The following is a 26,518-nucleotide window of genomic DNA, read 5'->3' as shown; positions in this document are numbered from 1 at the left end:
CGTACCATTGCAGCCATGCAGCTCACCACTGGCACCGTCGTTGGCGGCAAGATCGTCGTCGAAGGAGATCCGCTGCCCGAGGGCACGGTCGTCACAATCCTGACACGCGATAGGAACGAGACCTTCCTTGTGTCTCCTGAACTCGAAGCCGAGCTGCAAGCATCGCTCGGCGAGTTGGAGCGCGACGAAACGATGCCGGCCGACGTGCTGCTGCAACGACTTCGCATGGCATCGTGAGTGGCCGCGTCGCCGTGGTGGTGACCCGCAGGGCCGCCACCCAGTTGGAGCGGGCAGCATCGTGGTGGCGCGAGAACCGGCCGGCTGCGCCTGACGCCGTGGCGAACGATTTCGAGGACGCACTGCGTCTGCTGGCCTTTCAACCCGAATTGGGTGCGCGCTCTGCGTCGCCACACTACCCGGACCTGCGACGGCTCTTCCTCGCCCGCATCCGCTATCACGTCTACTACCAGGCGCTGCCGGACAAGGTGGTGATCCTCGCGTTCTGGCACGCCAGCAGGCAGTCGCCGTCTCTCTGAGTTCGCTGGCAGGTCAGCCAGATCGGCTCAACGCCGCGTCACATGCGCAGTGCGATCAGATCGCGAGCGGTCGCCACGATCGCCTCCCGCGGCGCCCGCGGCACCCAGCCCAGCCGCTCCCGCGCATGGCTTGAATCCTGGTGCCGCGCCGTGCCCAGCTCACTCGCCGCCGCCCGCACCGCCGGGCTGACCTTGGCCAGCAGGCGCACCGCCCAGTCCGGCATCTGCAGTGTCGGCACGCGCTGGGCCTGCTCGCCAAGCTCGGCCCTCAGGATGGCCGCGATTTCGCGCAGCCAGAGAAAACCGCCGCAGGCGATGAAGCGCTCGTCGGCCATGCCCGGCGCGGTCAGCGCGCGCCAGTGCAGCTCGGCCACGTCACGCACGTCGACGATGCCGAAGCCGATGTTGGGCAGGGCCGGCACCTTGCCCTGCAGCAGGCTCTTGACGATGACGACGCTGGCCGAGTAGTCGGCACTCGCCACCGGGCCGAGCACGACTGACGGATTGACCGTGCAGAACTCCAGCCCGCCGCCCTCGCGCGCCACCCAGTCGCGCGCGGCGCGCTCGGCGATGGTCTTGGACTGGATGTAGGGCGGGATGCCGGGCGTCTCCAGCCGCGTCCAGTCGTCCTCGGTGAAATGGTGCTCGCCCGGGCCATGCCCATAGGAGATGGCCGCGACGGATGAGGTCATGACGACGCGCTGCACGCCGGCATCGCGCGCGGCCTTCAGCGCGCGCAGGGCGCCGTCGCGGGCGGGCACGATCAGCTCGTTGGCGTCGCGCGGCACGCCCACCGGCAGCGGCGACGCGAGGTGGGCCATGTGGCTGCAACCAGCGGCCGCCTCGGCCCAACCGGCGTCGGCCATCAGGTCGGCGGCAAAGCAGCGCAGCTGTTCGCTCGCGTCTCCGTCATCTGCGCCCAGCAACTGGCGCAGCGCCGGCTCGCGCCTGAGGTCGCGCACGGTGGTGTGCACCTGCCAACCGTTGGCCAACAGCTGGCGGATCAGCACGCCGGCGATGTAGCCGCTGCCGCCGGTGACGAGGACGCGAGGAGGGGTGTTCATACGCTTCACTCCACGAACACGCGCGCGTGCCCCTCGTGCGCCGCGGGCGAGCGCCAGTAGGGCGATTCAAAGGTGACGTGGATGGACGGGCACTCGTCCTTCGGCCGCAGGAACACGCTGCGAACCTGCCTGCCCTGGGCCTGCAGTGCGCGGCGCAGCTCATCCTCGCTGGGCAGCTGGAATCCTGGCTGGGTGTACAGCAGCAGCTCCGCTGCCGAAGGATGCCGGGCGAGCGATGCGAAGTCGACCTGGCCCATGTGCAGCAACACGCCGGCGTTCTGCAGCTCCGGCCAGTGACTCAAGGTCTCGTAGCTGGCCAGCGTCCCGCCGCGGCTGCAGACAAAGACCCAGCGCAGCCGGTTCACCCCCGCGATGGGCTCGAAGCTCTGCACCTTGGGGGTCTTGTAGATCTCCAGCATTTCGATGCCCGGGGTCTGAGCCAGCTCGCTGATGTCCGTGAGGCTCAGGCAATGCGCCAGGCGCAGTTCACGCAGCGCCGAGAACCGCGCCAGGCCTTCCAGCGAGGTCAGCGGCGCGCCGGCAAGGATGAGCGATTCCAGGCCGCTCCAGCCGTCGAGTGCATTCAAGGACTTGAGCTTGCGGGGCCGCCTCAGCTCCACGCGGCGCAGGCTGGGGTTGTTCAGCCCTCGGGGATCGAGCTTCTCCGCATCCAGGCAGCGAAAGCCGCGCAGCCTGGGCAGCTTGCGGTAGTCGCCATGAGCTTGCGGCGCCTTGTGCAGGTAGATCTGCTCCAGCGCCGGCAGCAGATCGATGCTCTCCAGGCTCAGCTCTTCAGACGGGCTCCTGAGACCGCGGATCTTGTGGGCGTAGCGTTGCAACGCCCCCAGCGAACCCACGCCGGCACCAGGGCTGACCCAGTAGACGTCGTTCTCCGCCAGTGCGGCCTCCGAGGCGGCGCTCCAGCGGTAGATGTCCAGATCCAGCGTGCCATCAGGGCGCCCTTGCAGCCAGTGGTCATCGCTCTTTTCGAGAAAGTCCGGCGTCTCGCCGAACCATCCCTCGAACTCGCAGTCATGCTGTGGGCCGAGCTGGCACATCTCCTTCGTCCATGCGAGCAGGGCGTCTTCCGTCATCAGCAGCGGCGGGGTGTGGCCGGTGACCACCCACGACGCCACCTCCAGCGAAGCGGCGGTCCAGTCCACGAAAGCGCCCGTCTTGCGCGCCTGCGGCTCATAGCCGCGCGCCTTCAGCACCGCCGCCAGCGAGTCGGCCTTGGTCTGCGTGTTGGTGTGGAAGAAGAACTTCAGCGGCTTCGCATCGGTCGGCCGGACCCGCCAGGCCCGCAGCGAGGCCAGTTGCTGGGGCGTCTTCCAAGCCGCCCGAGCCACGCTGCGCTCGAAGCGCTCCTCGGTGACAAAGCTTTCCATGCCGACGCCTCTCCCTGGATGAATGCGCCCCATCGTAAGCAACGAAAACGACGGGCCGCCCCCATGACGCCCGTCATGCCCGGGCCATTCCCATTGCCAGACGGTCACCCGGCATGGACAGTCACGGCTTTCCGCAAGTTTCCGGGACACCCCCTTGACCTCCGCCACCCTGACCGCGGCCGCCGACGCCACAAGCGACGCACGCGCCCGCCACGACCGATCCTTCCTGGGCCACCCCGCCGGCCTGGGCTGGCTGTCCTTCTGCGAGCTGTGGGAGCGTTTCAGCTACTACGGCATGCAGGCGCTGCTGGTGCTCTACCTGAGCAACTACCTCTTCCTGCCCGCCAACATCGGTCATGTGGCCGGCATGGACGCGCTGCGCTCGGCAATAGAGAACGTCACCGGCCCGCGCTCTCCGCAGCAGCTGGCGTCCGCCGTGTTCGGCCTCTATGTGGGCCTGGTCTACCTGCTGCCCATCTTCGGCGGGCTGGTCGCCGACCGGCTGCTGGGCCGCACCAAGACCGTCGTCATCGGCGCGCTGCTGATGGCCACCGGCCACTTCCTGATGGCCATCGAGGCCGCGCTGCTGCCGGCCCTGGGCTGCCTGCTGCTGGGCGTGGGTTGCTTCAAGGGCAATATCGCGGCCCAGGTGGGCGACCTCTATGCGCCGGGCGACAAGCGCCGCGCCAGCGCCTTCCAGATCTTCATGCTGGCGATTCAGATCGCCGTCATCGCCGCGCCCATCGTCTGTGGCACCCTCGGCGAGAAGGTAGGCTGGCACTGGGGCTTCGGCTCGGCCGGCGTGGGCATGTTGATCGGTCTGTTCGTCTACCTGGCGGGCCGCCGCTGGCTGCCGCCCGAACCGCAGCGCAGCGCAGCCAAGGCCGAGGTGCGTCCGCCGCTGGGCCGCCGTGGCGGCATGCAGGTCGCCCTGCTCGTCGGCATCCTGCCGCTGTTGATGCTGTCCATCGTCGGCAACCAGCAGTTCAACAACGCCTACCCACTGTGGTCGCAGCAGCACATGGACATGATGGTCGGCAGTTTCCAGGTGCCAGTGACCTGGCTGCAGGCCGTGGACGCCACGGTGAGCTTCATCACGATGCTGGGTTCGATCGCCTTCTGGCGCTGGTGGGCCACGCGGCGACGCGAACCCGACGAGGTCACCAAGATGGCGCTGGGCTCCTTCGTCGCCGCCGGCGCACCGCTGCTGCTGCTGATCCCGGCCTTTGCCATCGAGGCCGGCGGCGGCAAGATCAGCATCCTGTGGACCTTCGCCTACACGCTGGTCAACGACATTGGCTTCGCCAACATCATGCCGGTGGGCCTGGCCCTGTACTCGCGCGCCGCACCGCGCGGCCTGCAGGGCGTCATGATCGGCATCTACTACCTGCACCTGTTCTTCGGCAACACCTTCGTCGGTTGGCTGGCCGGGCTGCTTGAGACCATGCCGGGCTCGCAGTTCTGGGGTCTGCATGCGGTGCTGGTGGCCGCGGCCGGCGTGGGGCTGCTGGTGGTCAAGCTGGCGTTTGGCCGCTTGCTGGCGCCGGACGAGGCACCTGCCCAGGCCTGACCGGGCTCATGCCCGCGCGTGCTGGGCCGTGCCAACGCCCAGCGAGCGTGTCAGGGCCGCCATCAACGCCTTGTACTTGTCGCGCACCTCACGCTTGTCCACGGCGTTCTCGGGCTCCGAGAAGCAGGCATTCCAGGCCTCGCTCCAGGCATAGCCGCTGTCGGTGCGGCGGTCGCCATCGGGACTGCGCACCAGCGCGCGCAGCTTGGCATCGTGGCCCGCGCTCGTGTAGGTCTCGAACAGGACGTGGATGTAGTCCTGGTAGGCCTCGTAGACCTCGGCTTCGAACACATGCCGGTAGATGTTGAGCGTCTTGTCCAGGTCGCGCTTGGCATGGATGGCATCAGCCGGCGAGATGGTCTTCCAGTAGCCCACCCAGGTGAAGAAGCACAGCAGCTGGTTCAGCTTGGGCGCGATGTCGTCGTAGATGGCCAGGCGCTTCTCGATGAGCTTCTGGTTGGTCCAGTTGCTGAGGTCCAGGCGCTTGAGCTGGCGACTGAACAGCCAGCCCAGCAGGGCCACCGACAGCGGCGTCAACACGCCGACGATGAGCTTGGCGATTTCCAGTGTCGGCCATTGAGCCATGCGACCCTCCTTCGGCACGGCGTGCCGCGCCGCAGCGTAGCCGGCCGCGGCCTTGCGGTGCAATCCCGTCTGCCTAAACTGGGTGGCCATGAACGACGCCCTTGACCGCCTGGCCCGTGAGCTTGCGCTGGACGCACCGGCGCAGCAGGCGCTGCGGCTGCGCTTTGGCCTGGCCTGCGTACAGCGTGTGCGGCATCTGCTGGAGGACGCAGCGGTGGTCGCCTGCCTCGATGTACTGGCCCGTTTGGTGGCTGCAGGTGCGACGCGGGAAGACCTGGACGCGGCGGCTGCCGAAGCTGCGCAGCTGGCCAACCACCACCCTGGTTCGCGGTCATTGGACGGCGTAGGCCACGCGGCCGTGTCGGCTTCCTATGCCGTCGCCAACGCCCTCGCCGGCCGGGCTTTGCAAGCCGCCGAGTACGCGGCCTATGCCACGGTCTATGGCGAGGGCGGCTATGGCGCCGTGCAGCAGCGCGAGTCCTTCCAGCCCGAGTTCGACTGGCAGCTGGAGCAGCTGCGAAGCCTTGCCGCTGAAGTGCCGGTGTAGCGTCGGTAGGGTGCCTGCCTACACTGCGGCACATGATCACCGTCCACCATCTCAACAACTCCCGTTCGCAGCGCGTACTGTGGCTGCTCGAAGAACTGGGCCTGCCCTACGAGATCAAGCACTACCAGCGCGATGCCAAGACCGGCCTGGCGCCGCCCGAGCTGCGCCAGGTGCACCCGCTGGGCAAAAGCCCCGTCATCACCGACGGCGGGCTGACGGTGGCGGAGAGCGGCGCCATCCTGGAGTACCTGGTGGACCGCTACGGCCAGGGCCGGCTCAAGCCCACGGGCGAGCAGGACCTGCTGCACTACCGCTACTTCATGCATTTCGCCGAGGGCTCGGCGATGCCGCCTCTGGTCATGAAGCTGGTGTTCAACAAGGTCAAGCGCGCGCCCATGCCCTTCTTTGTGAAACCCATCGCCAAGGGCATTGCCGACAAGGTGCTGAACAGCTTCGTGCAGCCCAATATCGACGCGCAGCTGAAGTTCCTGGAGGGCGAGCTGGCGTCCCGGCCCTGGTTTGCCGGCGCCGAGTTCAGCGCGGTCGACGTGCAGATGAGCTTCCCCGTCGAAGCCGCTGCGGCGCGGGGCACGATGGACAGCTACCCCAAGCTGAAGGACTTCCTGGCCCGCATCCACGCGCGGCCGGCCTACCAGAAGGCCCTGGAACGCGGCGGGCCTTACAGCCTGATGAGCTGACCCTACACTGGCTCAACGGCCGCGCGCTCCGCGCGGCCGCTACCGTCTTGCCCCGCCGGCCTGTCGCCCGGCCGCTGTGAACGAACAGCGGCGCTGACCTCCCCGTGTCGCATTGCGCTCTGACACGCAGGTCACCTGGGGGCTCTCATGCCCGGCTATGAAATCAAAGTCCAGGCGCTCGCCATCGATGGCGCGGCGGATCTGCAGATCCGCTCGCTGCTGGACAACGACCAGTTCGCCGACCCGGCGGGTGCGGCCGAGGCCCTGGGCATCTCGCCCGCGCAATGGCCGTTGTTCGGCCAGGTCTGGCCCTCCGGGCTGCATCTGGCCGCCGCGATGGCGATCCGGCCCCTGACCGACGGCGAACGCATCCTGGAGATCGGCTGCGGTCTGGCCCTGGCCAGCCTGGTGTGCCACCGCCGCGGCGCCGAGGTCACGGCCAGCGACATCCACCCGCTGGCCGGCGCCTTCCTGCTCGAGAACCTGCGCCTGAACGAGCTCACGCCCATGCGCTACTGCCATGGCGACTGGAGCGAGGACGCGGTCGCAGCCGAGGGAGGCGCACCGCGTGTGCAAGGACGCTTCGATCTCATCATCGGCAGCGACGTGCTCTACGAACGCGACGACGGCGGCGCGCTGGCGGCCTTCATCGAGAAGCACGCGCTGCCGCAGTGCGAGCTGTTGATCGTGGACCCGAACCGGGGCAACCGCGCGGCGTTTGGCAAGCGGATGGCGGGGTTGGGGTTTGAGTTCAGCGAGACGGTGTTGAGTGCGGAGGCGGGGAGACCGGACTACCGGGGAAGGTTGATGAGGTTCGCGAGGGGTTGAGAATCACAACACCCTCCTACAACCAACGCCCGACGCCCGGTATCCACAGATCGCAAGCTTACGAATCGCTGTTTGCTGCAAACGCATCTTTCGAGCGACCGACCAGATAGTTAGCCCTGAACTCCTGGACGCTATGCACGAATGCTGTACGGTGAATCATTCGATGGCAGTTGGCGCACAGAACGGTGAAATCCACTCGCGGGTCGAGCTCAACGAACTGCCCTTTGAGTTGCGCGATTGGCGTGAGGTGGTGTGCCTCAATGAATTCTTTGCCGATAGCACCATAGGTCGCCTCAAAGTCGAATCCGCAAGCGGTGCACTTGTAGCCGTGAACTAACTTTGCTTGCTGAGACAGCTTGCGATTGCGTTCGAGCCGCTTGTGCTCTCTGAGTGTTCGCAGGTCCTCCTTGCCCAATAAAGTCTCGTCCGCCTCCGCATCCGCCCTTTCAAAGAGCTGGGCTTCTTTAGAGACAAGCGCGTAGTAGAGGTCCACGAATCTTTGCAGGTCCGCTCGCAAACGTTCATCGGCTGGCAATTCGCTCCTCGGGTAGTAAACAGAGCAAATGTTCCCGGCTTCATAGAAAGCGCTCAGATTTGTTGCGTCGCCCGCAGCTAAGTCGATCTCGCCGATGTGCAAATCACTCGCCAGCGAGCCCAATCGCGCAACGAAATCAGCCGCTCGCACTCGCAATGCATTTTTGGCTTTGGAGCGGTACTGCTTTTGTGCACTCGTGATGCCCTGATTGAGCGACAAGTAGACGCCAGCAAAGTCCTCGCGAACAAGGTAGACCACGTAATAGCCGTCTTGAGCCGTCTCGGTAACGAAGCGGTCGAATACCGCCGCCCATGGAGCTTGCGCCCACCCTCCTTGCCCCGGACTCCCTCGCGTGACGTAGCGCGGGTTCGCGCTGATCGCTTCGCTAAGTACCTGCGGCATGTCCCTGCGAACAAACTCAGCGACCGAATCTCCTGCAAAGGGGCGCGCCATTGCTTTCGGATACTCGTCAAGGAATAGGCTGAGCGCCGCCTGAAGGCTCATCTTCTATCTCCGCTCGCGTGAGGCGCTCCCTTCGGCCCGTACTCCACCACCCTACAGCCCGCCCCCTGCGGGTTGTCGCAGCAGGCCGCCAGCTTCTTCAGGCTGTCGCTGAACTGCTCGTCCCATTGCGCCTTGCTGTGCAGATTGCCCGGGCTCATCCAGTGCGACTGCGGGAAGTTCTTTGACCACTCGTCGCCGCCCTCTTGTGGCGCGTTGCCGGTGGACTGGCGCATCGCGACCTGGCAGGAGTTCATATTGCCCATGCGATGGCAGGCCGTGCAGGTGTTGCCCCGCGTCGTGATGCCGAAGGCATTCAACTTCGCCCAGGCGCGCTTGAAGTCCTCGCCGATGGCCTTGGGTTGGTAAAAGCCAAAGGGATCGCCGGGCAACATGGTCGTCTGGGCGATGTAGGGGCTGTACATGAAGGGACCGCTGTCGTGGCAGCCGATGCAGGCGGGCTGCTTGAAGGCCACCTCGTAGGGTGACAGCCAGACCTTGTCGGCCCCCGGCACCAAGCGCGCGCGCGTGCTGGGTGAAGGCACGGCGCGGCCATCAATGCCCGCGCCCTCAGTCAGTGGCGCCTTGGCCTTGGCAGTGAACCAGCAGGTCTTGCCATCCCTGAGGCTGTGCGAGATGACATTGATCTCGTCGAACAACGGGCTGCCCGCCGGCCGCGCGACCTGCTTGCGGCAGACGGCACTGATCTGCGCGGTCTTGTCGTCGCGCAGCACCAGGGCGCGGCTGCCGGGCACGCACTGGCCCTGGCTGCCGGCGTCGTGCTGGGGCAGCAGCGAGGGCCTGTCGCAGCGCGGTGGCGCGGGTTGCGAAGGCACGGGCTTGCCGTCAACGGTGATGGGGATCTCCTCGCCGGCCATGCAGTCGAAGGCCGGGATCTCGCTGATCTGCTCGGCGCATTGGCGGCCGTATTCGTACAAGGTCTCGGCCTGGGCGGCACCGGCCAGCAGCAGTAGCAACAGGGCTCTCATGCGACCACCAGCCCTTTCTCCGCCATCACGACGGTGCGTATGGCCTGGTGGTAGCGGGCGTAGCCGGTGCAGCGGCAGATGTGCTGGCCGACGGCGTCTTCAATCGCCGCGTCCAGTTGCTCGCGGCGGATGGGCTGCGCGCGCAGCCGCCCGAGCAGCATCTCGGTCGCCATGACAAAGCCCGGCGTGCAGTAGCCGCACTGGAAGGCGAAGTGGTCGAGGAAGGCTTGCTGCACAGCGCTGGGTTTTTCCATGCTGCCGGTGCCCTCCACCGTCGTGATGCTCTGGCCTTGCAGCAGGGCCACCGGCGTCGAGCAGGCCAGCATGGGCTGGGCCTGGCTCGATGGCGCACGCCGCGCGGCTACGGTGCAGGCCTTGCAGACGCCGATGCCACAGCACAGGCGCGTGCCGGACAAGCCGAGCTCTTCGCGCAGGAAGTCGACAAGGGGCAGGTCGGTGGGCACCTCGGTCTTGATGGGGCGGCCGTTGACGTGGAATTGGACGGGGACGAGGTCGGTCATTGGGAGGCCTCTCGTTGGTGTTGGTTGATGGCGAGGCCCAGCCGGGAGTTCGCCCCGGCGGGCGACCTACTTTCTTGTGTCGACAAGAAAGTAGGCAAAGAAACGACCCCCGATCCGCCCGCCCTTCGCTGCGCTTCGGGTCCCCTGCGGTACTCAGGCCTTGAGGCCCCGCGCAAAACTCCCTTCGCTACGCTGCGGTCAAACAGTTGCGCGGAGTCAGTTCTTGAAGCGTGCTGCGCACGCGGCCTCAAGGCCCTCCGTTCCTCGGCAGGCTCAGAGGGGGCAATAGAAATGCCTCGTTGCGAACGGCCTCCGGGTTTGGCTGTTGGCTGTTCAGGAGCCTCCCCTTCTAAACCGCCGAGAAGCACAGGAGCCCGGGGCGCGAGCGCAGCTCGCATCAACTTCTGACTTCGCGCCCCTTTGTTTGAACGGAGCGTAGCGAAGTGAGTTGGGCGCGGCCCCGGGCTTCGAGCATCGCAGGGGACCCCGACAGGGGCGGTTTCGCAGGGGAGAGCTTTTTGCCTACTTTTTGGCGGCGCAAAAAGTAGGTCGCCCGCGGGGGCGAAATCCCCGCTGGGCCTTGCCACAAAGCCGCTCATGACAAAGCCCTCTCAATGTCAGCGCCAGTAATCGGCAACGACCGAAACCGCTTCCCTGTCGCATGGGCGATCGCATTCCCGATCGCCGGCGCAATGGGGCAGAGCACCGCCTCCGCAATGCCCTTGGCCGTCGTCTCGGTGGTCGGCAGCGGCGTGATGCTCATGCGCGCCAATGGCACATCGGCGCTCAGCGCCACGTGATAACGGTCGAGGTTCCAACGGCCATCGCCCGCGCCGCCCGCCTCCAGCGGCAGGTCTTCCAGCAACGCATAGCCAATGCCCATCGCGATGCCGCCCTGGGCCTGGCCTAGCAGCAGATCGGGTTGCAACACCTTGCCGGCATCCACCAGCAACTGCACGTCGACGACACGCGGCGCAAAACTCTTGGGCCCGATCTCGACGGCGACCAGCACGCCCGACGGCGCATACAGGCTGCGACCGTAAAGCGCGGCCTCGGGCTTGGGCGGGATGACGTTCTGGCGCAGCACCGGCGTCCAGCTCGCCTGGCCAGCGGCGCGCAGCGACAAGCCGTCGATGGGCAGCTGCAGCGGCGGCCCGGCCGGCACGGCGTAGGTGCCGACCACCCAGGACCCTTCGTAGAGCCCATGCACCATGGCAGCCGAGGTCAGGCCCATTTGATGGACTTTGGTGGCCAGCGCACGCAGCGCCAACGGCGCCAGGCCCGGCGCGGTGAGATGACCCTTGTCCCACTTCGTCTTGCCTTGGACCTGCGCCAGCGGCACGCCCCAGAGCGCTGCCGCCGCCGGCAGCAGACCGGCCTGGAAGAGCACCTGGCTGGCCTGCTCGGTCACATGCACCTGGTGGAAGGCTGTCAGGCAGGCGCTGCTGGACATGGCAAAGCCGGCTGTCCAGTTCGGCTTGCTCCAGTCACCGCCGGCATAGGTGCTGACGTCCAGCGCATTGAAGCTGCCGACGTCGCCCATGACGATGTCATGCGCGTTGTGGCCCAGCCAGGCGGCCGTGCTGATCGCCAGCGTCGTCGCCGAGCCATTGCCCATGTCGACGCAGTTGGTGCGCACGGTCAGGCGCCCGATGCCGTCCATGGCCACCTCGGCCATGACGCCATCCTTGCCCGTGCCATAGGCCTGGTTGGCCAGCGCAAAGCCGACGCCGTAGCGGATGCCCTCGCGCGCCTTGCGGGCCTTCACCAGCTCGCGGTCGCGCCACAGCGCGTGCTCGCGCGAGCGGCGGCAGATCTCGCGCAGCGTCGTCGCCTGGGTCAACGGCGCGCCGGTGATGGTGCGGTCGCCTTCACGCAGCGCGTTGAGCTCGCGCAGCGCGATCGGGTCGCGCTTGAGCGCCACGGCCACCTCGTCCACCAGCGTCTCCACCGCGAAGCTGGCCTGCGGCCCGCCGAAGCCGCGCATGGAGCCGGCGACGACGCCCGTGCTGGGCTGGGCGATGGCATCGACATAGGCTTGGCGAATGTCGTAGCCGCTGAGGCCGCAATAGGCCGCCAGCATGGCGACGAACTGGCTGTAGTTGTTCTGCCCACCAGAGGGCAGCACCTGCTGGCTGCCGAAGGCGAGGAACTTGCCGGTCTTCGCGTCCACCGCGATGCGCTGGGTGATGTGGCTGGCCAGCTGCTTGAGGCCGCCCTGGAACTGCTCGTAGCGGTCCTGGGCGATGCGCACCGGCCCGTCGGCCAGGGCCGCGGTGACGGCCAGCAGCGGCGGGAAGGTGGACACGTCGCGACCACCAAAGCCGCCGCCGGGATAGCAGGAGTTCAGCACCACGGTCGCGACCTTGACGGGGCAGTCCTTGCTGAACAGCGCCAGGCTGTCGCCCGAGTCGCCGTTGGTGGCCTGGGTGCCGAGCACGAGGTTGAGCGTGCCGGTGCCGGAGCGGTCCAGCCAGGCCAGGCCCGCCTCGGGCTCCATGAACATCGGGTCCAGCACCTGGGTGCTGTAGCTGCCGCCGAGCTGCAGCACGGCGGAGCTGGGCGACTGCAGCGCGGCGTTGATGCGGCCGCGCAGCCGGCGGGCGGTGCTGTTGTAGGGCTGGGTCTTGGAGTCGGGCTGGTAGGGGTCGGACGCACAGCCCACCTGCACCTGCGAGAACGGCTCGATGCCCGCCGCCTCATAACGCGTCAGGTAGTTGACCGGGCTGTAGGCCATGACCCAGGGCTGGGCGGGAGGCGCGGCCAAGCCGCCGGTCTGCACGACGCCGGGCTGGAACTGCAGCGCGCGCTTGGCGCGGCGGTAGGTGTTGCCATCGGCAAAGATCAGGATGGCCACGGGTTGGCCGTAGAACTGCGGCGCCGTACCGACCGGCACCAGCAGCTGGTAGACGCCATCGGCACCCGCGCTGGAGAAGGGCAGCTGAAGGTTCAGCGAGGCCAGGTCGCGCTGCGGCCCGGTGTAGCCGGGCAGAGGCGTCTGCGTGATGGTCAGGAGCGGCTGCGCATCGGCGGCGTCGAGGCGGGACAGGTCCAGGCCCGCGAAGGCGAGGCCGGGATCGGTCGCGCGCAGGATCATCGCCATTCGCTCGGTCTGCGGCCAGCCGGGCATGTCGACGGCGCGGAAGTCGCGGGCGTAGATCTTCTGACCCGTCACCTTGGCCAGGCCGTCGATGCGAAAGCGCGCCTTGCCGGGGCCGCCGGACCAGTCGGGCGCACCCGGTGGCGCATGCGGTTGGACGGGCGTGCCTTCCGGCTGCGGCAGGGCGCCGGGGTTCTTCAGGGCTGGTGGCTTGAAGGCCAGGGCCAGCTCATGCACCAGCAGCGTCACTGCGGCTGCGCCGCTGCCAATGACGCGGCGCCGCGTCAGTTGGAATGGCCCGTTTGTGTTCTGCGACACGCTTGTCTCCCTTCCATGCGATGGGGGGAGTTTGGCGCCGCCAGCCGCCCTGTCTGGCGGGGGTTTTGCCTGAGTCGATGCCCTATCGAGTCAGTCGATGGATCAGCAAGGCCGCACGGATGGCACCACGCTCGATGGAGGCGATCTCCAGCCACTCGTCAGGCGTGTGCGCGCCACCGCCCGCGGCTCCGAGGCCGTCGAGGCTGTCGATCAGCGGCGCGACGAATTGGACGTCGCCCGCGCCGCGCAGGCCGGGCGGGAAGGGCACGATGGCATTCAGGCCGGCGTCAGCGCTGGCTTGGGAATAGGCCTCCAGCACCTTCAGATTGCCCGGCGTGGGCGCCATCGGCGGGTAGCTCTCGTGGAAGCTGATCTTCGAGCGCGTGCCGGGCAGGGCCTGGTCGACGATGGCCTGCATGCGCTCGCGCGCCTTCGCACCCTGCTCGGCGGTCAGGTAGCGCAGGTCGCCGCGCACCTGGGCGTCGCGCGGGATGACATTGGTCTTGCCGAAGGCCTGGCCCTGGCTCTCGCCGTCATCCCATTTGGCGCTGGTGCCGGCCACGATCGTCGCGGCATTGAAGGTCAGGTCGGGCTCGATGAGCTGCTCGCGGAAGGCGTTCAGCACACGCGCCGCCTCGTAGACGGCGCCGTAGCCATCCTTGCCGAACACGCCTGCCGAATGGCCGGTGCGTGCCGTCACGTTGAGATGCCAGCCGCCCGAGGCACGCCGGCCGATGGTGGCGGCGTCGCGGCCCTGCTCGTCCTTGGTGGCGCCCTCGAAGGCCAGCGCAACGTCGCTCTGTTTGGCCGCATCGATCAAGGCGGCCCGCGCCACCTCGGCGGGGCTGCCGACACGCTCCTCGTCGCCGGTGAAGACGGCCCGCACGGTGCGACCATCCAGCGCGCCGGCGTCGTTGAGCGCCCGCAGCGCCAGCAGGATGATGACGTCGCCGCCCTTCATGTCGGACACGCCCTGGCCGCGCACCTTGCTGCCGTCGCTCTGCCAGGGCGGCACCGGGCTGTCCTTCTCGAAGACGGTGTCCAGGTGGCCGATCAGCAGCACGCGCTTACCTTTGTCGCCAGCGCGCTCGGCCACCAGATGGCCGGCGCGCTTCATCTCGGCCGGCATGTCGACCCAGCGCGCCTTGAAGCCGATGGCCTCGAAGGCCTTGGCGTAGACAGCGCCCACCTCGCGCACGCCGGTCGGGTTCAGCGTGCCGCTGTTGATGAGGACGCTGCGCTCCAGCAGCTTCAGCGCGTCGGGTGTGTGGCGCTTCACGTTGGCGACGATCTGCTGCTCCTGGACGTCGAGCCCGGCGGCCATCGCCGAGGACGTGACGAGCAGCAGGGCGAGGGCGGTTCGGATAGCGTGCGGGGTCTTCATGCCTTGAGTGTCCAACACCCACCATGCAACGCCGCCTGCTGCTGACCCTGCCCCTAATGAGCTGTCTGCCTGCATGGGCCGCCCCATCGACGGCCCTGCCCAGCGTGCAGGTGCTGCCCGAGCCGCTGGCCATGCCGGGGCTCGCCCGCAGCCGCACCCTGCGGCTGTGCCTGCCGACCAGCTACGACAGCGCGCCCGAGCGTCGCTACCCGGTCATCTACATGCACGACGGCCAGAACCTGTTCGATGCGGCCACCGGCTTTGCCGGCGAATGGGGCGTGGACGAGACGATGGCAGCCTTGGGGAAGGAGACCGGCTTCGAGGCCCTCGTCGTCGGTATCGACAACGGCGCCGAAAAGCGCAACAGCGAGATGGCGCCCTACGACCACAAGGAACTCGGCAAGGCCGAGGGCCCGGCCTATCTCGACTTCATCGTCAACACGGTCAAGCCCTTCATCGACAACGGCTGGCGCACGCTTCCCCGAAGCGAGCACACGGCGCTGATCGGCAGCTCGCTCGGCGGCCTCATCAGCCATGCGGCCCTGCTCAGCCATGGCGAGGTGTTCGGCCGCTACGGCCTGTTCAGCCCGTCCTATTGGGCGGCGCCCCAGCTCTTCGATGCAACCGCCGCGGCAAAGCTGCCAGCCGACACGCGCATCCACCTCTACTGTGGCGGCCGGGAAGGCGGCAGCATGGCGGGGCAGACGCGCCAGATGCACAAGCAGCTGGCGCGCCAAATGCCGCCCGAGCAGTTGAGCCTGCACATCGCCGCCGAGGCGGGCCACAACGAGGCGGCCTGGCGCGCCGAGCTGCCGGCGGCGCTCAAAACCCTGTTCAGGCTGGGCTGACGGCGTCGTCAACGGCGGTGCTGCGTGCGACCTGCAGCCGCTTTTCTCCGCGCCAGGCGGCCAGGCCGTCGGGCGCCTCGCGTGGCGACATGCCGTTGGCGCGGATCGCGCCCATATAGCCGTCGCGGCCCTGGGCCTTGGTGGCGTACAGCGCCGAATCGGCCAGGGCCAGGCAGGCGCGCCAGTCCCACAGCCGCGGGTGGCGCGGGTCGAGCGGGAAGGCGCAAAAGCCGATGGACACCGTCACGTGCACGGTCTCACCCAGGCCGATCTCGAAGGGCTGGTCGCGCACGGCGGCGCAGACGCGCGCGGCCAGCTCGGCGGCATCGCGCCGCTCGGTCTCGCGGGCCAGCACCAGGATCTCCTCGCCGCCCCAGCGCACCAGGGAGTCGGTCTCGCGAAAGACCTGGCGCAGCCGCTCGGCCACTTGCACGAGCACCGCGTCGCCGGCCGCGTGGCCATGCACGTCGTTGACGCGCTTGAAATGATCCAGGTCCAGCAGCATCAGCAGCAGGTCGGCATCCGGGCCGGGACCTTCGCCCGCTCCTTCAATTCCGGGGGTCTCGAAGCGGCGCAGGCACAGGCGCAGGTCGTCGTCCAGGCGCAGCTCGAGGTAGCGGCGGTTGCGCAGACCTGTCAGTGCATCGGTCAGGCTCAACTCGCGCAGCTCGGCCGTGCGCTCGTCCACCAGGGCCTTGAGTTCGACCTCACGGCGGCGCAGCAGCCGCGTGCGCCAGCGCATCCAGGCCCAGATGGCGAGCAGGGCCAGCAGCCCGCCGCCGATGCGGGCCGACGTGGTCTCCCACCAGGCCGGCTCCAGCGTGATGGGCAGTTGCAGCTGCTCGGTGCCCCACAGGCTGTGGTGGGCCGTGGCACGCACCTGCAGCGTGTAGTGGCCGGGCCGCAGCGGCCCGAAGCTGGGGTTGCGGCCGCTGGCGTCGACCCGGGTCCAGTCGCTGTCCAGGCCTTCCAGGCGGTATTCGTAGCGCAGCCGAGACGGGTCGGCATAGTCCAGCGCCGCGAACTCGATGGACAGGCTGCGCTTGCCGGGCGGCAGTTTCAGGCCGTCCAGAAGATTGCGGGGCTGCTCCCAGGGCTGGCCGTTGACACGCAGGCCGCTGACGACCAGCGGCGGGCTGGTGCGCTGCGCGCGGTAGGCGTCAGGCAGCACGCGCAGCAGGCCTCGACTGCCGCCGAACAGCAGGCCGCCGCCGGGCAGCTCGGTGCTGGCAAAGAACCAGAAGCTGCCAAAGTTGGCGCCCTCGGCGCTGCCGAAGCTGTCCAGGCGGTCGGCCGCCGGGTCGTAGACATAGAGCTGGCTCCAGATACGGCCCTGCGCGTCCTCGTGCAGATTGCCGCCGAATACGCCCTCCACGCCATGGCGCTCGCTGATGCGCTCGAAGCGCGCGCGGCCCTCGCCGTCCCAGCCCTTGAGGCGATGCAGGCCGCTGACCGGCGTGTCCACCCACAGCCGCCCGTCGCGCCCCCACAGCAGGCTCATGACGATGGGGCTGGCCAGGGACTCGGCGGGTGCCTGTGGCACCACCTCCAGGCCGCCCTGGCCAGCGGTTCTCTCGCGGAACAGGCCCTGCTGGCCGCCCACCCAGAGGCGCCCGTCCGGCGCGGCGCTCAACACATAGACGCCACCGTGCAGCGGCCCGCTCAGCGGATGCACCCGCTCCAGCGCTGCGGCGCCATCGCCGGCGAGGCGGTACAGGCCCTCCTGCATGCCCAGCCAGATGCTGCCGTCGGCGCGCAGCAGCAGCTGTTGGGCACGGCCGCCGTCCAGCGCCCAGTCGCGCAACAGGCGGCCATCGGCGGCGCGGTGCTCCAGGCGGCCGGCCGCGGCCATCCACAGGCTGCCGTCGCCCGCCTCGGCAAGGATCTCGACGACGCTGCGCCGCTCGCGCGGCCATTCGCCCAGCGTCGCCAGGTCGCGGCCCGGGCGGCCGTCCAGGCGGGCGATGTGGCCGGTCTGCGTCGGTGCCAGCACCTCGCCGTTCTTCAGCGCCAGCACCGCGCGCACATCGGCCTCGGCCAGCGGGCTGTTCAGGTCGGCATCGGGGCCGCGCACGGCCAGGGCCGGGTGGGAGAGATGGCGCTGCACGCCCAGGCCATAGCCGCTGACCCACATCGCGCCACTGCGGTCGCGCAGCAGGCCGCTGATGTCGTTGCCGGCCAGGCCCATCGCGCGGCGCGGGTCTTGGCGCAGCCTGGCCTCGATGGCGCCGCTGGCCGGGTTGACCCAGAACAGCCCGACCTTGCCGCCCACCCAGAGCCGCCCGTCCGGGCCTTCCGCCAGCGCATTGATGGGCATGCCCAGGGCCTGCACCCAGCGCACCTGGCCCTGCTCGACGACGCCCAGATGCCCGTCCTGCGTGCCCAGCCAGATGCGCCCGCCGCGATCCTCGGCCAGGGCCGGCACGGGCATGCCCTGTTCCAGGCCGGGCAGGGCGAGGCTTTCCCAGGCACCGTTGACAAAGCGGCTCAGGCCGCGCCAGTGGCCGGCCCAGACGACCCCGTCGGCGCCCACCTGCAGGGCCAGCACCCGCTTCTCAACCTGGCCGCGCCAGCGCAGCTCGTGGGCCTCGAAGCGCTTGGCCGCCGGGTCGTAGCGGTACAGGCCCTGGCCCAGGGTGCCGACCCAGATGGCGCCGTCCGGCGCCGCCGCCAGCGCGCGGATGGGCGGCTGCGGACCTGTGTCGCCCTGGGCGCTGCCATGGCTTTCGACGCGGTCCTGTTCGGGGTCGTAGGCCACCAGGCCCTGGAACTCCGTGCCTATCCACATGCGCCCGTCGGCCGCGGCGCTGAGCGCCCGCACCCAGCCCAGGCTGCGCTTGGCCGTCGTGTCACCGGCCTGCTCGATGGGCCGCAGCCGGTAGCCGTCGTAGCGCGTCAGCCCCTTGCTCGTGGCGATCCACATGAACCCGGCCCGGTCCTGCGAGATCGCCGGCACCGAGTTCTGCGGCACTGTCACGCTGCGGAACTGCACCTCCAGCGGGCCCACGCCGGCGTCGGCGCGGGCCAGACCCGCCCCGAGCAGCATCAGGCCAAGCAGGCCTTGAATTAGGGGGTGCATGGGCCGGCATCCTAAAGGCGGCGATTGACGGCGCCGGCCTGCTGGGGTTACCGCGGACGGGGGAGATGTACAGTGCTTGTCGGCGATCAGCAGGCTTAATGCGCCAGCAATGTGGCCAGCACACGCTGCGGGTCGGTCATGAAGTCGCGCGTGACGCGGTAGTGCTCGGTGTCTTCGTAGGCCACGCGGCGCACGCCGTCCGGCGTGCACTGGTAGATCCAGGCGTCGGGATAGGCCATCAGCAGCGGCGAATGCGTGGCGATGATGAACTGGGAATTCGCCTTCACCAGTTCGTGAACGCGCGCCAGCGCGGCGAGCTGGCGTTGCGGCGACAGCGCCGCTTCGGGTTCGTCAAGCAGGTACAGGCCCCGGGCGCCAAAGCGCTCGTTGAGCAGCGCGAGAAAGGATTCGCCGTGTGACTGCTCGTGCAGCGACTTGCCGCCATAGCCGCTGATGATCGGTGAACCGCCCGGCCCCGCGTCCAGGTTCTCGATCTCGGTCGCGACGTTGAAGAAGCTCTCGGCGCGCAGGAAGAAGCCATCGCGCGGCGGCTTGTAGCCCTTGGCCACCCGCAAATACTCATGCAGCTCGGAATGCGACAGCCGCGTGCCGAAGCGGAAGTTCTTGCTGCCGCCCTCGGCGTTGAAGCCCAGCGAAACGGCCAGCGCCTCCAGCAGCGTCGACTTGCCCGAGCCGTTCTCGCCGACGAGGAAGGTGACCTTGGGATGCATCTCCAGCCGTTCCAGCGTGCGCACGGCGGGCAGGTTGAAGGGATATCGGTCGAAGGAGTCCACCTTGTCGCGCTGCAGGGCGAGGTGGAAGACGAATTGGGTGGAGAGCATGAGCTCGGGCGCTTTGGAGATAGGCGGTCTTGGGACTATGCAGCAGCAGCGTTTTGCGAATGCCACGCGTCAGCCAGAACGTCAAATCACCGCCGCCATCGCATCCACCACCACCCTGCCATCCAGCAGCCGCAGCGTTCGCGACGCCTGCGCCGCGTGCTCCAGCGAGTGGGTCACCATGACCAGCGTCGTGCCCTCGGCGTTGAGCTCGCGCAGCAGCCGCATGACCTCCGCGCCATGGGCGCTGTCGAGGTTGCCGGTGGGCTCGTCCGCCAGCAGCAACGCGGGCCTGGCGGCAATGGCACGGGCGATCGCCACACGCTGCTGCTGGCCGCCGCTCAATTGGCTGGGCCGGTGGCCGGCGCGATGGGCGATACCCAGGCGCTCCATAACCTCTGCGATGCGCTCGCGACGAGCGCGCGCGGGCAGTTCGCCGTATTCCAGCGCCAACGCGATGTTCTCGGCCACGCTCAGGTCGTCGATCAGGTTGAAGCTCTGGAACACGAAGCCGATGCGGCCGCGGCGCAGGGTGTTGAGCTGCTTCTCGCTCCAGCCTGCCACGTTGTGGCCGTCGAACCAGTACTCCCCGCCTGACGGCGCGTCCAGCAGGCCGAGGATGCCCAGCAGCGTGGACTTGCCGCAGCCCGAAGGGCCGGTGATGGCGAGGTATTCACCGGCCTCGATGTCGAGGTCGATGCGGTCCAACGCGGTGGTCTCGATGTCGCCGGTGTGGAAGGTCTTGGTGAGGTGCTTGAGCTTGAACATGGTCAGTGGATGTCGAGAGCGGAAGCGCCCGCCAGGGCGCGGTAGGGGGAGACGACGACCTGCTCGCCGGGCCGCAGGCCGCCAAGCACTTCGACGACACCGTCGGCGCGCCGGCCCAGCTGCAGCGGGCGGCGCTGGGCATGACGGCCGTCCGGGTCGAGCACGAAGGCCCAGGCGCCGCCGGTGTCGGCATAGAAGCCGCCGTCGGGCAGCAGCAAGGCGTCCTGCGCCTGGCCCAGCGTCAGGCGCACGTCCAGACCCTGGCCGACCTGCAGCGCGGGCGGCTCGGCGTCGAAGGCCAGCTCGACGGTGAAGCGGCCGTCCTTGACCTGCGGGTCGATGCGCGCGACGTGCAGCGCATGGCTGCGGCCTTCGTGGGCCAGCGCGCCGGCCAGGCCTTCGTGCACGCGGCCGAGGTGGAATTCGTCCAGCCGCAGGTCGAGCTTGAAGCGGCCCAGGCTGTCCAGTCGCGCGATGCGAGTGCCGGCGCGCACGCTTTCGCCCACCTGTAACGCCAGGCCCGTCACGCGGCCGGCCACCGGTGCGCGCACGGCCAAGCCCTCGCTGGCGGCGCGCATGGCGGTGAGGCGCTGGTCCAGGTCGGTGACGGCGCGCTGCATGGCCTGCACGGACTGCTCGCGGGTGCGCAGCTCCTCGCGGCCGTCGGCCTGCAGCTGCGTGAGCAGGCGCTGGGCCATGGCCAGCTTGTCGGCCGAGTCCTCGAGCGCCGACGGCGACAGGAAGCCCTGCGCGGCCAGGCCGACGTTGCGCTGGTGCAGGCGGCGCACGCGCTCCAGCTCGAACTCGCCTTGCGTCAGCTCGCGGCGCTGCGCGGCTTTCGCCTGGGCCAGCCCGGCGCGGAAGGTGGCAAGGTTGGCCAGCTGCTGCGCCGCCTCGCTGGAGCGCGCCATCAGCTCCTGGGCGCGCTGGGTGCTGCTCAGCACGACGAGCAGCTGTCCGGCCGCGACGCTGGCGCCATCCTTCACCAGCACCTGCTCGACGCGGCCATCCTCGGTGGCGTCCAGCAGCACCGACTGCAGCGGCTGCACGACGGCGCGGCCGACGACGAGGTCGCGAAAGGGGCCGGTTTTCACGGCGGCAATTTCCACGTCGGCGCGCGCCACCGCCACACCGCGCGGCCAGTAGCGCACCAGCAGCAAGGCCGCGGCAAGCGCAGCCAGGACCGCCAGCACGATCAGGCCATAGCGCCTGGGCACCGCGACGCGGCGGTCCATGGCGGCGCCGGAGAGCGCGGCACTCATTGGCGCGTCAGCCACGCAGCGCCTGGAGTGGCCGCAGCGCCAGCGCCGCATGCAGGTGCCGCGCCACGGCCAGCGCCGTCACCACGGTCAGCAGCGCGACGGCGGCCAGCAGCGCCCACAGCGAGAACGGTCCCACCGGCGCACGCTCGACGAAGCCGCTCAGGTAGAGCTGCGACAGCCAGGCCGCCAGCGGCAGCGCCACGGCGCAGGCGGCGGCCAGCACGCCGACGAACTCGGCGGCCAGCAATCCCGCTACTGCACCGGGGCCGGCACCGTGCAGCTTGCGCAGCACGATCTCGCGCTCGCGGCGGCGCAGCGTGTAGGCGGCCAGGGCGTAGATGCCCACGGCGGCCAGCGCCAGGGCCAGCAAACCCGCGAAGCCGATGAGCCGGCCCAGGCGGGTGTCCTCTGCGACCTTCTGCAGCAGCATGTCGCGCATTGGCAGGGCCTCGATGAACGAGTCGGGAAAGCGTTCGTTGAGCAGTGCCGTGAGCTTGCGACGTGTGGCCTGCGGGTCACGGCTGTGCACGCCGATGGCGCCCGCGCCGCGCGTCGCTACGGCCGAGATGGCGTGCGGCTGCGGCGGGCTGCGCGGGCCTTCCAGGCGGATGTCTTCGATGACGGCGACGACGGTGGCGGGCTTGCCATCGTGGAAGTTGGGGGACACCCCCAACGTCTGTCCGATCGCCTCCTCGGGGCTGGCAAAGCCGAGCGCGCGCACGGCGCTGCGGTCCAGCACGAGGCCGTTCTGCGCCACCTCCGCGACATGGTCGGCCGACAGCCGGCCGGCGATGACCCGCATGCCATAGACCTGCAGATAGCCAGGGGTGAAGCCGACGCCGGTGCGCAGGTTCATGGGCGGGGCGCCTGGGCGGTTGAACTCGGAGAACCAGCTCGAAAAATCCCGCCCCGGCACGTCGTCGGCGGCGGCCACGGTGACGACCTCGGGCCAGCGGCGGACTTCCTCGAGCACCGCCATCGTCTGCGCCGGCTGCGCTTCCCAGGGCAGGTCGACGGCGACGCGGTCCTGCAGCTCGAAACCACGCGGCATGCCGCCGGCATGCTCGGCCTGCCACAGCACGGTGAGCGCCAGCGACGCGAACAGCGCGGCGGCGCCGAACTGCAGCGCCGTCATGAGCCGGCGCAGCCAGCGGCTGGCCGCGCCCTCGCTGTGGCTGCGGCCGGCCAGCGACTCTGCCGGCCGCACACGCAGCGCGATGGCCGCCAGCGGCAGCGAGCTCAGCCCTGCAATGCCCAGGCACAGCAGGCCCGTCAACGCCGCCATGACGGGCGACAGCACCGGCGCGTCGAAGGGATGCTGCAGCAGCACCGACGCCGTGGGCGAAGCCCACCAGGCCAGCAGCACTCCGAGCGCGCCGGCCAGGCCCGCGACAACGGCCGCCTCGGCAAAGAACTGCACGGCCAGCTGGCCGGCGCCCGCGCCCAGGGACTTGCGCAGGCCGATCTCGCGCTGTCGCCTGAGCGTGCGCACGCTCCACAGGTTGACGAAGTTGATGACCGCCAGGCCCAGGACGCCGGCCGATGCTGCGGCGAGGCCGGCCAGTTGCTGGCGCCGCTGTGGGCTGCCAGCGCCGTGCAGGCCGATATCGGCCACGGGCAGGGCGCGCAGATAGGCCGCCTTGCCGCCCCCCTTGAGGAAGTCCATCGGGAAGCCCGGCGGCAGGGGTTGCCGGTCGACCAGGCGCTGCGCCAGGCCGGTGAGCTGCTCAGCCGTGGCGCCAGGTTGCAGGCGGGCGAACAGCCGGCCGGAGTTCTGGTACCAGTTGTCCGAGCGCGCCAGGTAGGCCTTGGCGGCCGGTGCCTGGAAGCCGGCGATGGCGTCGTAGATCAGCGGGCCGTTCATGTTGGGCGTGGGCAGCACCGCCTTGACGGTCAGCGCGAACTGCATGGCCGGCGTGTGCCCCTCGGGGTCGGGCGGCAAGGACAGGGTGAAGGTGCGGCCGAGGACCTGCGCGGTGCCGAAGAGCCGCTCCGCGGCGACTTCCGTCAGCGCAATGCCTTCGGGCGACGACATCGCGGCCTTCAGGTCGCCGGCGACCGGCTGCAAGCCCAGCAGCGTCTGCAGGTCGGGATCGGCCATGGCGATGACCAGCCGCACGCCACGGGGCTGGCCCTGCGCCTCGCTGGCGCGCGCGTGCAAAAAGGTGTAGAGCACGCGGCTCATCGGCCCCACCGGCGCGCCGGTGTCGCGCAAGGCGGCGTTCAGCGGCACGGCCGGCACGTCGCCGAACCAGTCGGTCGTGATGCCGCCGGGCCCGCGCACCCGCCACTCGAAGGTGATGAGCCGGTCGGGCTCAGGCACGCGGGCATCGGGCCACAGCGTGTCCTGCAGGAAGCTCGCGGTCAGCAGCGTCAGCGCGAGGCCCAGCGCCAGGCCGGCGATGACGAGGGCGGCCGGGCCGGGTTCGGCACGCAGTTGCCGCCAGGCGCCGCGCCAGGCGGTGGAGGTGGGGAGCTGGGTCATGGCCCGGTTTTGCAAGAGGCGGGCCAGGAGCGTTCTCCCAGGCCAACGCGGCCTGAAGGCATGGCGACCGTCCGCAAGCGGACAGCTCGACTGTCCGCTTCCGGACACCACCTTCCCCGCAGCCCCGGCCCCGCTTAGAGTCGCGCCCTCTCATGCCCGGCATCCTCATCCTCGACGACGACCCCGACGTGGCCCTGGCCGCGCGGCTTGCGCTGCGCAGGCTGAGCGCGGTGGCCGTGCGCAACGACCCGCGCGAGCTGGCCGCCGCACTGGACGAGATGGCGCCCGACGTGCTGCTGCTGGACATGAACTTCACACCCGGCGCCAGCGATGGCGTGGCCGGCCTGGCGCTGCTGCGTGAGGTGGTGGCGCGCCGCAACGCGCCGGCGGTGGTCGTCATGACCGCCTATGCCGAGGTGGAACTGGCCGTGCAGGCGCTCAAGAGCGGCGCGGTGGACTTCATCACCAAGCCCTGGGCGAACGACAGGCTGGTGGCCTGCGTGCAGGCGGCGCTGGCCCGACGTGCTCCCGCGCCTGCCGCGGGCGAGCTGCTGGGTGAGTCGACGGCGATGCAATCCCTGCGCTCGCAGATCGCGCAAGTCGGCGCCAGCGAAGCCAGCGTGCTCATCCTGGGCGAGAACGGCGTCGGCAAGGAGCTGGTGGCGCGCGCACTGCATAGCGCCTCGCCGCGTGCGGCCGGGCCGCTACTGGCCGTGGACATGGGCTCGCTGCCCGAGGCACTGGTGGAGAGTGAACTCTTCGGCCACCGCCGCGGCAGCTTCACGGACGCCCGCGAGTCACGGCCCGGGCGCTTCGTCGCAGCGGCCGGTGGCACGTTGTTTCTCGACGAGATCGGCAACCTGCCACTGGCCCAACAGGCCAAGCTGCTGGCCGCGCTGGAGCGCCGCGAGGTGACGCCACTGGGCAGCGACAAGCCGGTGCCGGTCGATGTGCGTGTGCTGGCCGCCACCAATGTGGCCGAGGCCGAGCTGTTCGACGCGCGGCGCTTCCGGCCCGACCTGCTGTACCGCCTCAACACCGTGGTGCTGCGCGTGCCGCCGCTGCGCGAGCGCGGTGCCGGCGACATCGCGCTGCTGCTGCGCCACTACCTCGCGCAGTTCGCCAAGGAGCGCACCGTCGAGGTGACACCGGACGCCCTGGCCAGGCTCTGTGCCTACCGCTGGCCTGGCAATGTGCGCGAGCTGCGCCAGGCCTGCGAGCGCGCGACGCTGCTGGCACGCGGGCCGGTGCTCGCGTGGGACGACTTCGGCCTCAACGCCGCGCCGCTTGCGCCTGCCGAGCAGGGGTTGGACCTGGCCCAGCGCGAGCGCGAGGCCGTGCAGGCGGCGCTGGCACAGGCCGACGGCAATATCAGCCAGGCGGCCAAGCTGTTGGGCGTCAGCCGCGCGGCCTTGTATCGACGGCTTGAGAAGCATGGGCTTTGAACGAACCCGTGTCGTGGTGGCTGCGATGGGGCTGGCAGCAAGCGCGGCGGGCGCCGCCGCTTCACTGGACGCCCCGCGCCTGCTCGTCGCCTGCGCGCTGACCGGCTGCCTCGCCGCTGCCATTGGGTGGACTGCACTGAGTCGCCTTGCCCACCGGCCGACGCCGCTCCCACCCGACCCACCGCCCGCACCGCGCCCGGACCTGGATGCCGCACTCGAACACGCCCCGCTCGCGCTGTGGCGCCTCATGGCCGGTACACCGCCTCTCGCGCTGAACGCCGCCGCGCGCCGGCTCATCGCCCCGGGCCGAGCCGCCGAACCTGCGGCGCTGCTTGCTCTGCTGGACACCGGCCCCGGCCGGCGCGTCGTCACCCTGCCCACCGAGCATGGCCAGGAGCGCGCCGTGCTGGCCGTGTCGGCGCTGACCGTGCAAGGCCAGGCCTGGCGGCTGGCGGCACTGGCACCCATCGAGTCCGAGCTGGAGACCGAGACGCTGGCCGCCTGGCGCCAGCTGGTGCAGGTGCTGACCCACGAGATCATGAATTCGCTGACGCCGATCGCGTCGCTGGCCACCAGCGCGCCGGCCCTGCTGGACGCCGGCGAGCACGACGAGCTGCAGGCGGCGCTGGCGACGCTGGCGCGGCGGGCGGCGCATCTGCAGGCCTTTGTCGAGCGCTACCGCAGCGTCAGCCAGCCGCCCGCGCCAACGCTGGCCGACACGCCGCTGCTGCCCTTGCTGCAGGCGGTGCAGCGGCTGCTGGCGCCGGCCTGGGAAGTGGCCGGCGGCGCGGTCAGGATCGTGGTCGAACCCGAAAGCCTGGCCCTGCGCACGGACGCGGCGCAGCTGGAACAGGTGCTGATCAACCTGGCGCAGAACGCGCTACAGGCCTGCGCCGGCTATTCCAAGCCCGAGCTGCTGATCGAAGCCCGGCTGAGCCGCGGCGCACGGCTGCGGCTGACGGTGGCCGACAACGGTCCGGGCGTGGCGCCGGGGCTGGAGAGCCGCATCTTCACGCCCTTCTTCACGACGCGCGAGGGCGGCAGCGGCGTGGGCCTGGCCGTGGTGCGCCAGCTGGTGCATGGCCTTGGCGGCTCGGTGCGCCACGCCAAACGGCCGGGTGGCGGCGCCTGCTTCGTCTTGACGTTTTGATGCAGTTGCAGCGGAGCTAGGGGGTTCCAGGTTCACGGCCTCGTCACCGCCGCCGCCTACCCTGCGGCGCTCGGTCAC

At 69.5% G+C, this 26,518-nt stretch carries 22 protein-coding genes; 9 read left to right on the top strand and 13 right to left on the bottom strand.

Translation table 11 applies throughout. From position 1 onward, the window contains the following. Positions 1-15 precede the first annotated feature (15 nt). Positions 16-237, top strand: coding sequence for a hypothetical protein (locus AC1DW0_RS04585; protein WP_056191100.1), 222 nt, complete (start codon positions 16-18; stop codon positions 235-237). Beyond that, a complete protein-coding gene (locus AC1DW0_RS04580; protein WP_056191098.1) occupies positions 234-536 on the top strand; it encodes a type II toxin-antitoxin system RelE/ParE family toxin in 303 nt (100 codons plus the stop codon). The genes AC1DW0_RS04585 and AC1DW0_RS04580 overlap by 4 nt, the downstream gene beginning before the upstream one ends. A gap of 38 nt (positions 537-574) precedes the next feature. Here the strand turns inward: AC1DW0_RS04580 and AC1DW0_RS04575 are convergent, their stop codons facing one another. Continuing rightward, positions 575-1,600 (bottom strand): NAD-dependent epimerase/dehydratase family protein, encoded by a 1,026-nt coding sequence (locus tag AC1DW0_RS04575; protein ID WP_477945046.1) that lies wholly within the window; start codon positions 1,598-1,600, stop codon positions 575-577. A gap of 5 nt (positions 1,601-1,605) precedes the next feature. Beyond that, entirely contained in the window at positions 1,606-2,988 is a 1,383-nt protein-coding gene (locus tag AC1DW0_RS04570) for a ribonuclease E inhibitor RraB (RefSeq protein WP_477945045.1), read from the bottom strand. 154 nt (positions 2,989-3,142) lie between these two features. Between AC1DW0_RS04570 and AC1DW0_RS04565 the strand changes: the two genes are divergently transcribed. Then, complete coding sequence (locus tag AC1DW0_RS04565; RefSeq protein WP_477945044.1) at positions 3,143-4,558, top strand: peptide MFS transporter; 1,416 nt, start codon at positions 3,143-3,145, stop codon at positions 4,556-4,558. A gap of 6 nt (positions 4,559-4,564) precedes the next feature. Here AC1DW0_RS04565 and AC1DW0_RS04560 read toward each other — a convergent pair whose 3' ends face one another. Next, positions 4,565-5,143, bottom strand: coding sequence for a hypothetical protein (locus AC1DW0_RS04560; RefSeq protein WP_457319801.1), 579 nt, complete (start codon positions 5,141-5,143; stop codon positions 4,565-4,567). 88 nt (positions 5,144-5,231) lie between these two features. Here AC1DW0_RS04560 and AC1DW0_RS04555 point away from each other — a divergent pair, with 88 nt between their 5' ends. The 3 genes from AC1DW0_RS04555 (at position 5,232) to AC1DW0_RS04545 (ending at position 7,216) form a co-directional block, all read left to right on the top strand. Continuing rightward, entirely contained in the window at positions 5,232-5,690 is a 459-nt protein-coding gene (locus AC1DW0_RS04555) for a hypothetical protein (protein ID WP_477945043.1), read from the top strand. A gap of 32 nt (positions 5,691-5,722) precedes the next feature. Further along, on the top strand, positions 5,723-6,388 hold the full coding sequence (locus AC1DW0_RS04550) for a glutathione S-transferase family protein (protein WP_477945042.1): 666 nt from the start codon (positions 5,723-5,725) through the stop codon (positions 6,386-6,388). A gap of 147 nt (positions 6,389-6,535) precedes the next feature. Continuing rightward, a complete protein-coding gene (locus AC1DW0_RS04545) occupies positions 6,536-7,216 on the top strand; it encodes a class I SAM-dependent methyltransferase (protein WP_477945041.1) in 681 nt (226 codons plus the stop codon). Positions 7,217-7,274: 58 nt separating this feature from the next. On the opposite strand, the gene AC1DW0_RS04540 is transcribed toward AC1DW0_RS04545, so the two are convergent. The 5 genes from AC1DW0_RS04540 to AC1DW0_RS04520 form a co-directional block, all read right to left on the bottom strand. Then, positions 7,275-8,255, bottom strand: a complete 981-nt coding sequence (locus AC1DW0_RS04540) for an MrcB family domain-containing protein (RefSeq protein ID WP_056191081.1) — start codon at positions 8,253-8,255, stop codon at positions 7,275-7,277. Next, complete coding sequence (locus tag AC1DW0_RS04535; RefSeq protein ID WP_056191079.1) at positions 8,252-9,241, bottom strand: hypothetical protein; 990 nt, start codon at positions 9,239-9,241, stop codon at positions 8,252-8,254. The genes AC1DW0_RS04540 and AC1DW0_RS04535 overlap by 4 nt, the downstream gene beginning before the upstream one ends. Beyond that, a complete protein-coding gene (locus AC1DW0_RS04530; RefSeq protein ID WP_056191077.1) occupies positions 9,238-9,762 on the bottom strand; it encodes a (2Fe-2S)-binding protein in 525 nt (174 codons plus the stop codon). The genes AC1DW0_RS04535 and AC1DW0_RS04530 overlap by 4 nt, the downstream gene beginning before the upstream one ends. A gap of 595 nt (positions 9,763-10,357) precedes the next feature. Next, positions 10,358-13,180: a xanthine dehydrogenase family protein molybdopterin-binding subunit gene (locus tag AC1DW0_RS04525; RefSeq protein WP_157280977.1), complete on the bottom strand. Its 2,823-nt coding sequence runs from the start codon at positions 13,178-13,180 to the stop codon at positions 10,358-10,360. Between the two features lie 82 nt (positions 13,181-13,262). Continuing rightward, entirely contained in the window at positions 13,263-14,564 is a 1,302-nt protein-coding gene (locus AC1DW0_RS04520) for a M20/M25/M40 family metallo-hydrolase (RefSeq protein ID WP_477945040.1), read from the bottom strand. Between the two features lie 23 nt (positions 14,565-14,587). On the opposite strand from AC1DW0_RS04520, the gene AC1DW0_RS04515 reads away from it, so the two are divergent. Continuing rightward, entirely contained in the window at positions 14,588-15,412 is an 825-nt protein-coding gene (locus AC1DW0_RS04515) for an alpha/beta hydrolase (RefSeq protein WP_477945039.1), read from the top strand. Here the strand turns inward: AC1DW0_RS04515 and AC1DW0_RS04510 are convergent. From AC1DW0_RS04510 to AC1DW0_RS04490, 5 genes are all read right to left on the bottom strand, one after another. Beyond that, positions 15,399-18,491, bottom strand: coding sequence for a ligand-binding sensor domain-containing diguanylate cyclase (locus AC1DW0_RS04510; RefSeq protein WP_477945038.1), 3,093 nt, complete (start codon positions 18,489-18,491; stop codon positions 15,399-15,401). The genes AC1DW0_RS04515 and AC1DW0_RS04510 overlap by 14 nt on opposite strands. A 95-nt stretch (positions 18,492-18,586) precedes the next feature. Next, positions 18,587-19,333, bottom strand: coding sequence for an AAA family ATPase (locus tag AC1DW0_RS04505; RefSeq protein WP_477945037.1), 747 nt, complete (start codon positions 19,331-19,333; stop codon positions 18,587-18,589). 81 nt (positions 19,334-19,414) lie between these two features. Beyond that, positions 19,415-20,098, bottom strand: coding sequence for an ABC transporter ATP-binding protein (locus tag AC1DW0_RS04500; protein ID WP_477945036.1), 684 nt, complete (start codon positions 20,096-20,098; stop codon positions 19,415-19,417). Positions 20,099-20,100: 2 nt separating this feature from the next. Beyond that, positions 20,101-21,360, bottom strand: a complete 1,260-nt coding sequence (locus AC1DW0_RS04495) for an efflux RND transporter periplasmic adaptor subunit (protein WP_477945035.1) — start codon at positions 21,358-21,360, stop codon at positions 20,101-20,103. A gap of 7 nt (positions 21,361-21,367) precedes the next feature. Next, complete coding sequence (locus AC1DW0_RS04490) at positions 21,368-23,845, bottom strand: FtsX-like permease family protein (protein ID WP_477945034.1); 2,478 nt, start codon at positions 23,843-23,845, stop codon at positions 21,368-21,370. 152 nt (positions 23,846-23,997) lie between these two features. Between AC1DW0_RS04490 and AC1DW0_RS04485 the strand changes: the two genes are divergently transcribed. Both AC1DW0_RS04485 and AC1DW0_RS04480 read left to right on the top strand, forming a co-directional pair. Next, entirely contained in the window at positions 23,998-25,290 is a 1,293-nt protein-coding gene (locus AC1DW0_RS04485) for a sigma-54-dependent transcriptional regulator (protein WP_457353362.1), read from the top strand. Continuing rightward, positions 25,280-26,440, top strand: coding sequence for a sensor histidine kinase (locus tag AC1DW0_RS04480; RefSeq protein ID WP_457353360.1), 1,161 nt, complete (start codon positions 25,280-25,282; stop codon positions 26,438-26,440). Before AC1DW0_RS04485 ends, AC1DW0_RS04480 begins: the two co-directional genes overlap by 11 nt. The last annotated feature ends 78 nt before the right edge of the window (positions 26,441-26,518 follow it).

This window comes from Roseateles sp. P4_D2 (genome assembly GCF_056401875.1).
Note: the sequence above shows the minus strand (reverse complement) of the source record. Positions and strands in the feature narration are given on the sequence as shown.

Excerpts from the sequence above, each read along its gene's own strand:
- AC1DW0_RS04540 (WP_056191081.1), bottom strand. The coding sequence starts at position 8,255 with ATGAGCCTTCAGGCGGCGCTCAGCCTATTCCTTGACGAGTATCCGAAA.
- AC1DW0_RS04585 (WP_056191100.1), top strand. The coding sequence starts at position 16 with ATGCAGCTCACCACTGGCACCGTCGTTGGCGGCAAGATCGTCGTCGAA.
- AC1DW0_RS04480 (WP_457353360.1), top strand. The coding sequence starts at position 25,280 with ATGGGCTTTGAACGAACCCGTGTCGTGGTGGCTGCGATGGGGCTGGCA.
- AC1DW0_RS04515 (WP_477945039.1), top strand. The coding sequence starts at position 14,588 with ATGCAACGCCGCCTGCTGCTGACCCTGCCCCTAATGAGCTGTCTGCCT.
- AC1DW0_RS04535 (WP_056191079.1), bottom strand. The coding sequence starts at position 9,241 with ATGAGAGCCCTGTTGCTACTGCTGCTGGCCGGTGCCGCCCAGGCCGAG.
- AC1DW0_RS04510 (WP_477945038.1), bottom strand. The coding sequence starts at position 18,491 with ATGCACCCCCTAATTCAAGGCCTGCTTGGCCTGATGCTGCTCGGGGCG.
- AC1DW0_RS04500 (WP_477945036.1), bottom strand. The coding sequence starts at position 20,098 with ATGTTCAAGCTCAAGCACCTCACCAAGACCTTCCACACCGGCGACATC.
- AC1DW0_RS04575 (WP_477945046.1), bottom strand. The coding sequence starts at position 1,600 with ATGAACACCCCTCCTCGCGTCCTCGTCACCGGCGGCAGCGGCTACATC.
- AC1DW0_RS04550 (WP_477945042.1), top strand. The coding sequence starts at position 5,723 with ATGATCACCGTCCACCATCTCAACAACTCCCGTTCGCAGCGCGTACTG.
- AC1DW0_RS04495 (WP_477945035.1), bottom strand. The coding sequence starts at position 21,360 with ATGAGTGCCGCGCTCTCCGGCGCCGCCATGGACCGCCGCGTCGCGGTG.
- AC1DW0_RS04520 (WP_477945040.1), bottom strand. The coding sequence starts at position 14,564 with ATGAAGACCCCGCACGCTATCCGAACCGCCCTCGCCCTGCTGCTCGTC.
- AC1DW0_RS04490 (WP_477945034.1), bottom strand. The coding sequence starts at position 23,845 with ATGACCCAGCTCCCCACCTCCACCGCCTGGCGCGGCGCCTGGCGGCAA.
- AC1DW0_RS04560 (WP_457319801.1), bottom strand. The coding sequence starts at position 5,143 with ATGGCTCAATGGCCGACACTGGAAATCGCCAAGCTCATCGTCGGCGTG.
- AC1DW0_RS04505 (WP_477945037.1), bottom strand. The coding sequence starts at position 19,333 with ATGCTCTCCACCCAATTCGTCTTCCACCTCGCCCTGCAGCGCGACAAG.
- AC1DW0_RS04570 (WP_477945045.1), bottom strand. The coding sequence starts at position 2,988 with ATGGAAAGCTTTGTCACCGAGGAGCGCTTCGAGCGCAGCGTGGCTCGG.
- AC1DW0_RS04530 (WP_056191077.1), bottom strand. The coding sequence starts at position 9,762 with ATGACCGACCTCGTCCCCGTCCAATTCCACGTCAACGGCCGCCCCATC.
- AC1DW0_RS04485 (WP_457353362.1), top strand. The coding sequence starts at position 23,998 with ATGCCCGGCATCCTCATCCTCGACGACGACCCCGACGTGGCCCTGGCC.
- AC1DW0_RS04555 (WP_477945043.1), top strand. The coding sequence starts at position 5,232 with ATGAACGACGCCCTTGACCGCCTGGCCCGTGAGCTTGCGCTGGACGCA.
- AC1DW0_RS04545 (WP_477945041.1), top strand. The coding sequence starts at position 6,536 with ATGCCCGGCTATGAAATCAAAGTCCAGGCGCTCGCCATCGATGGCGCG.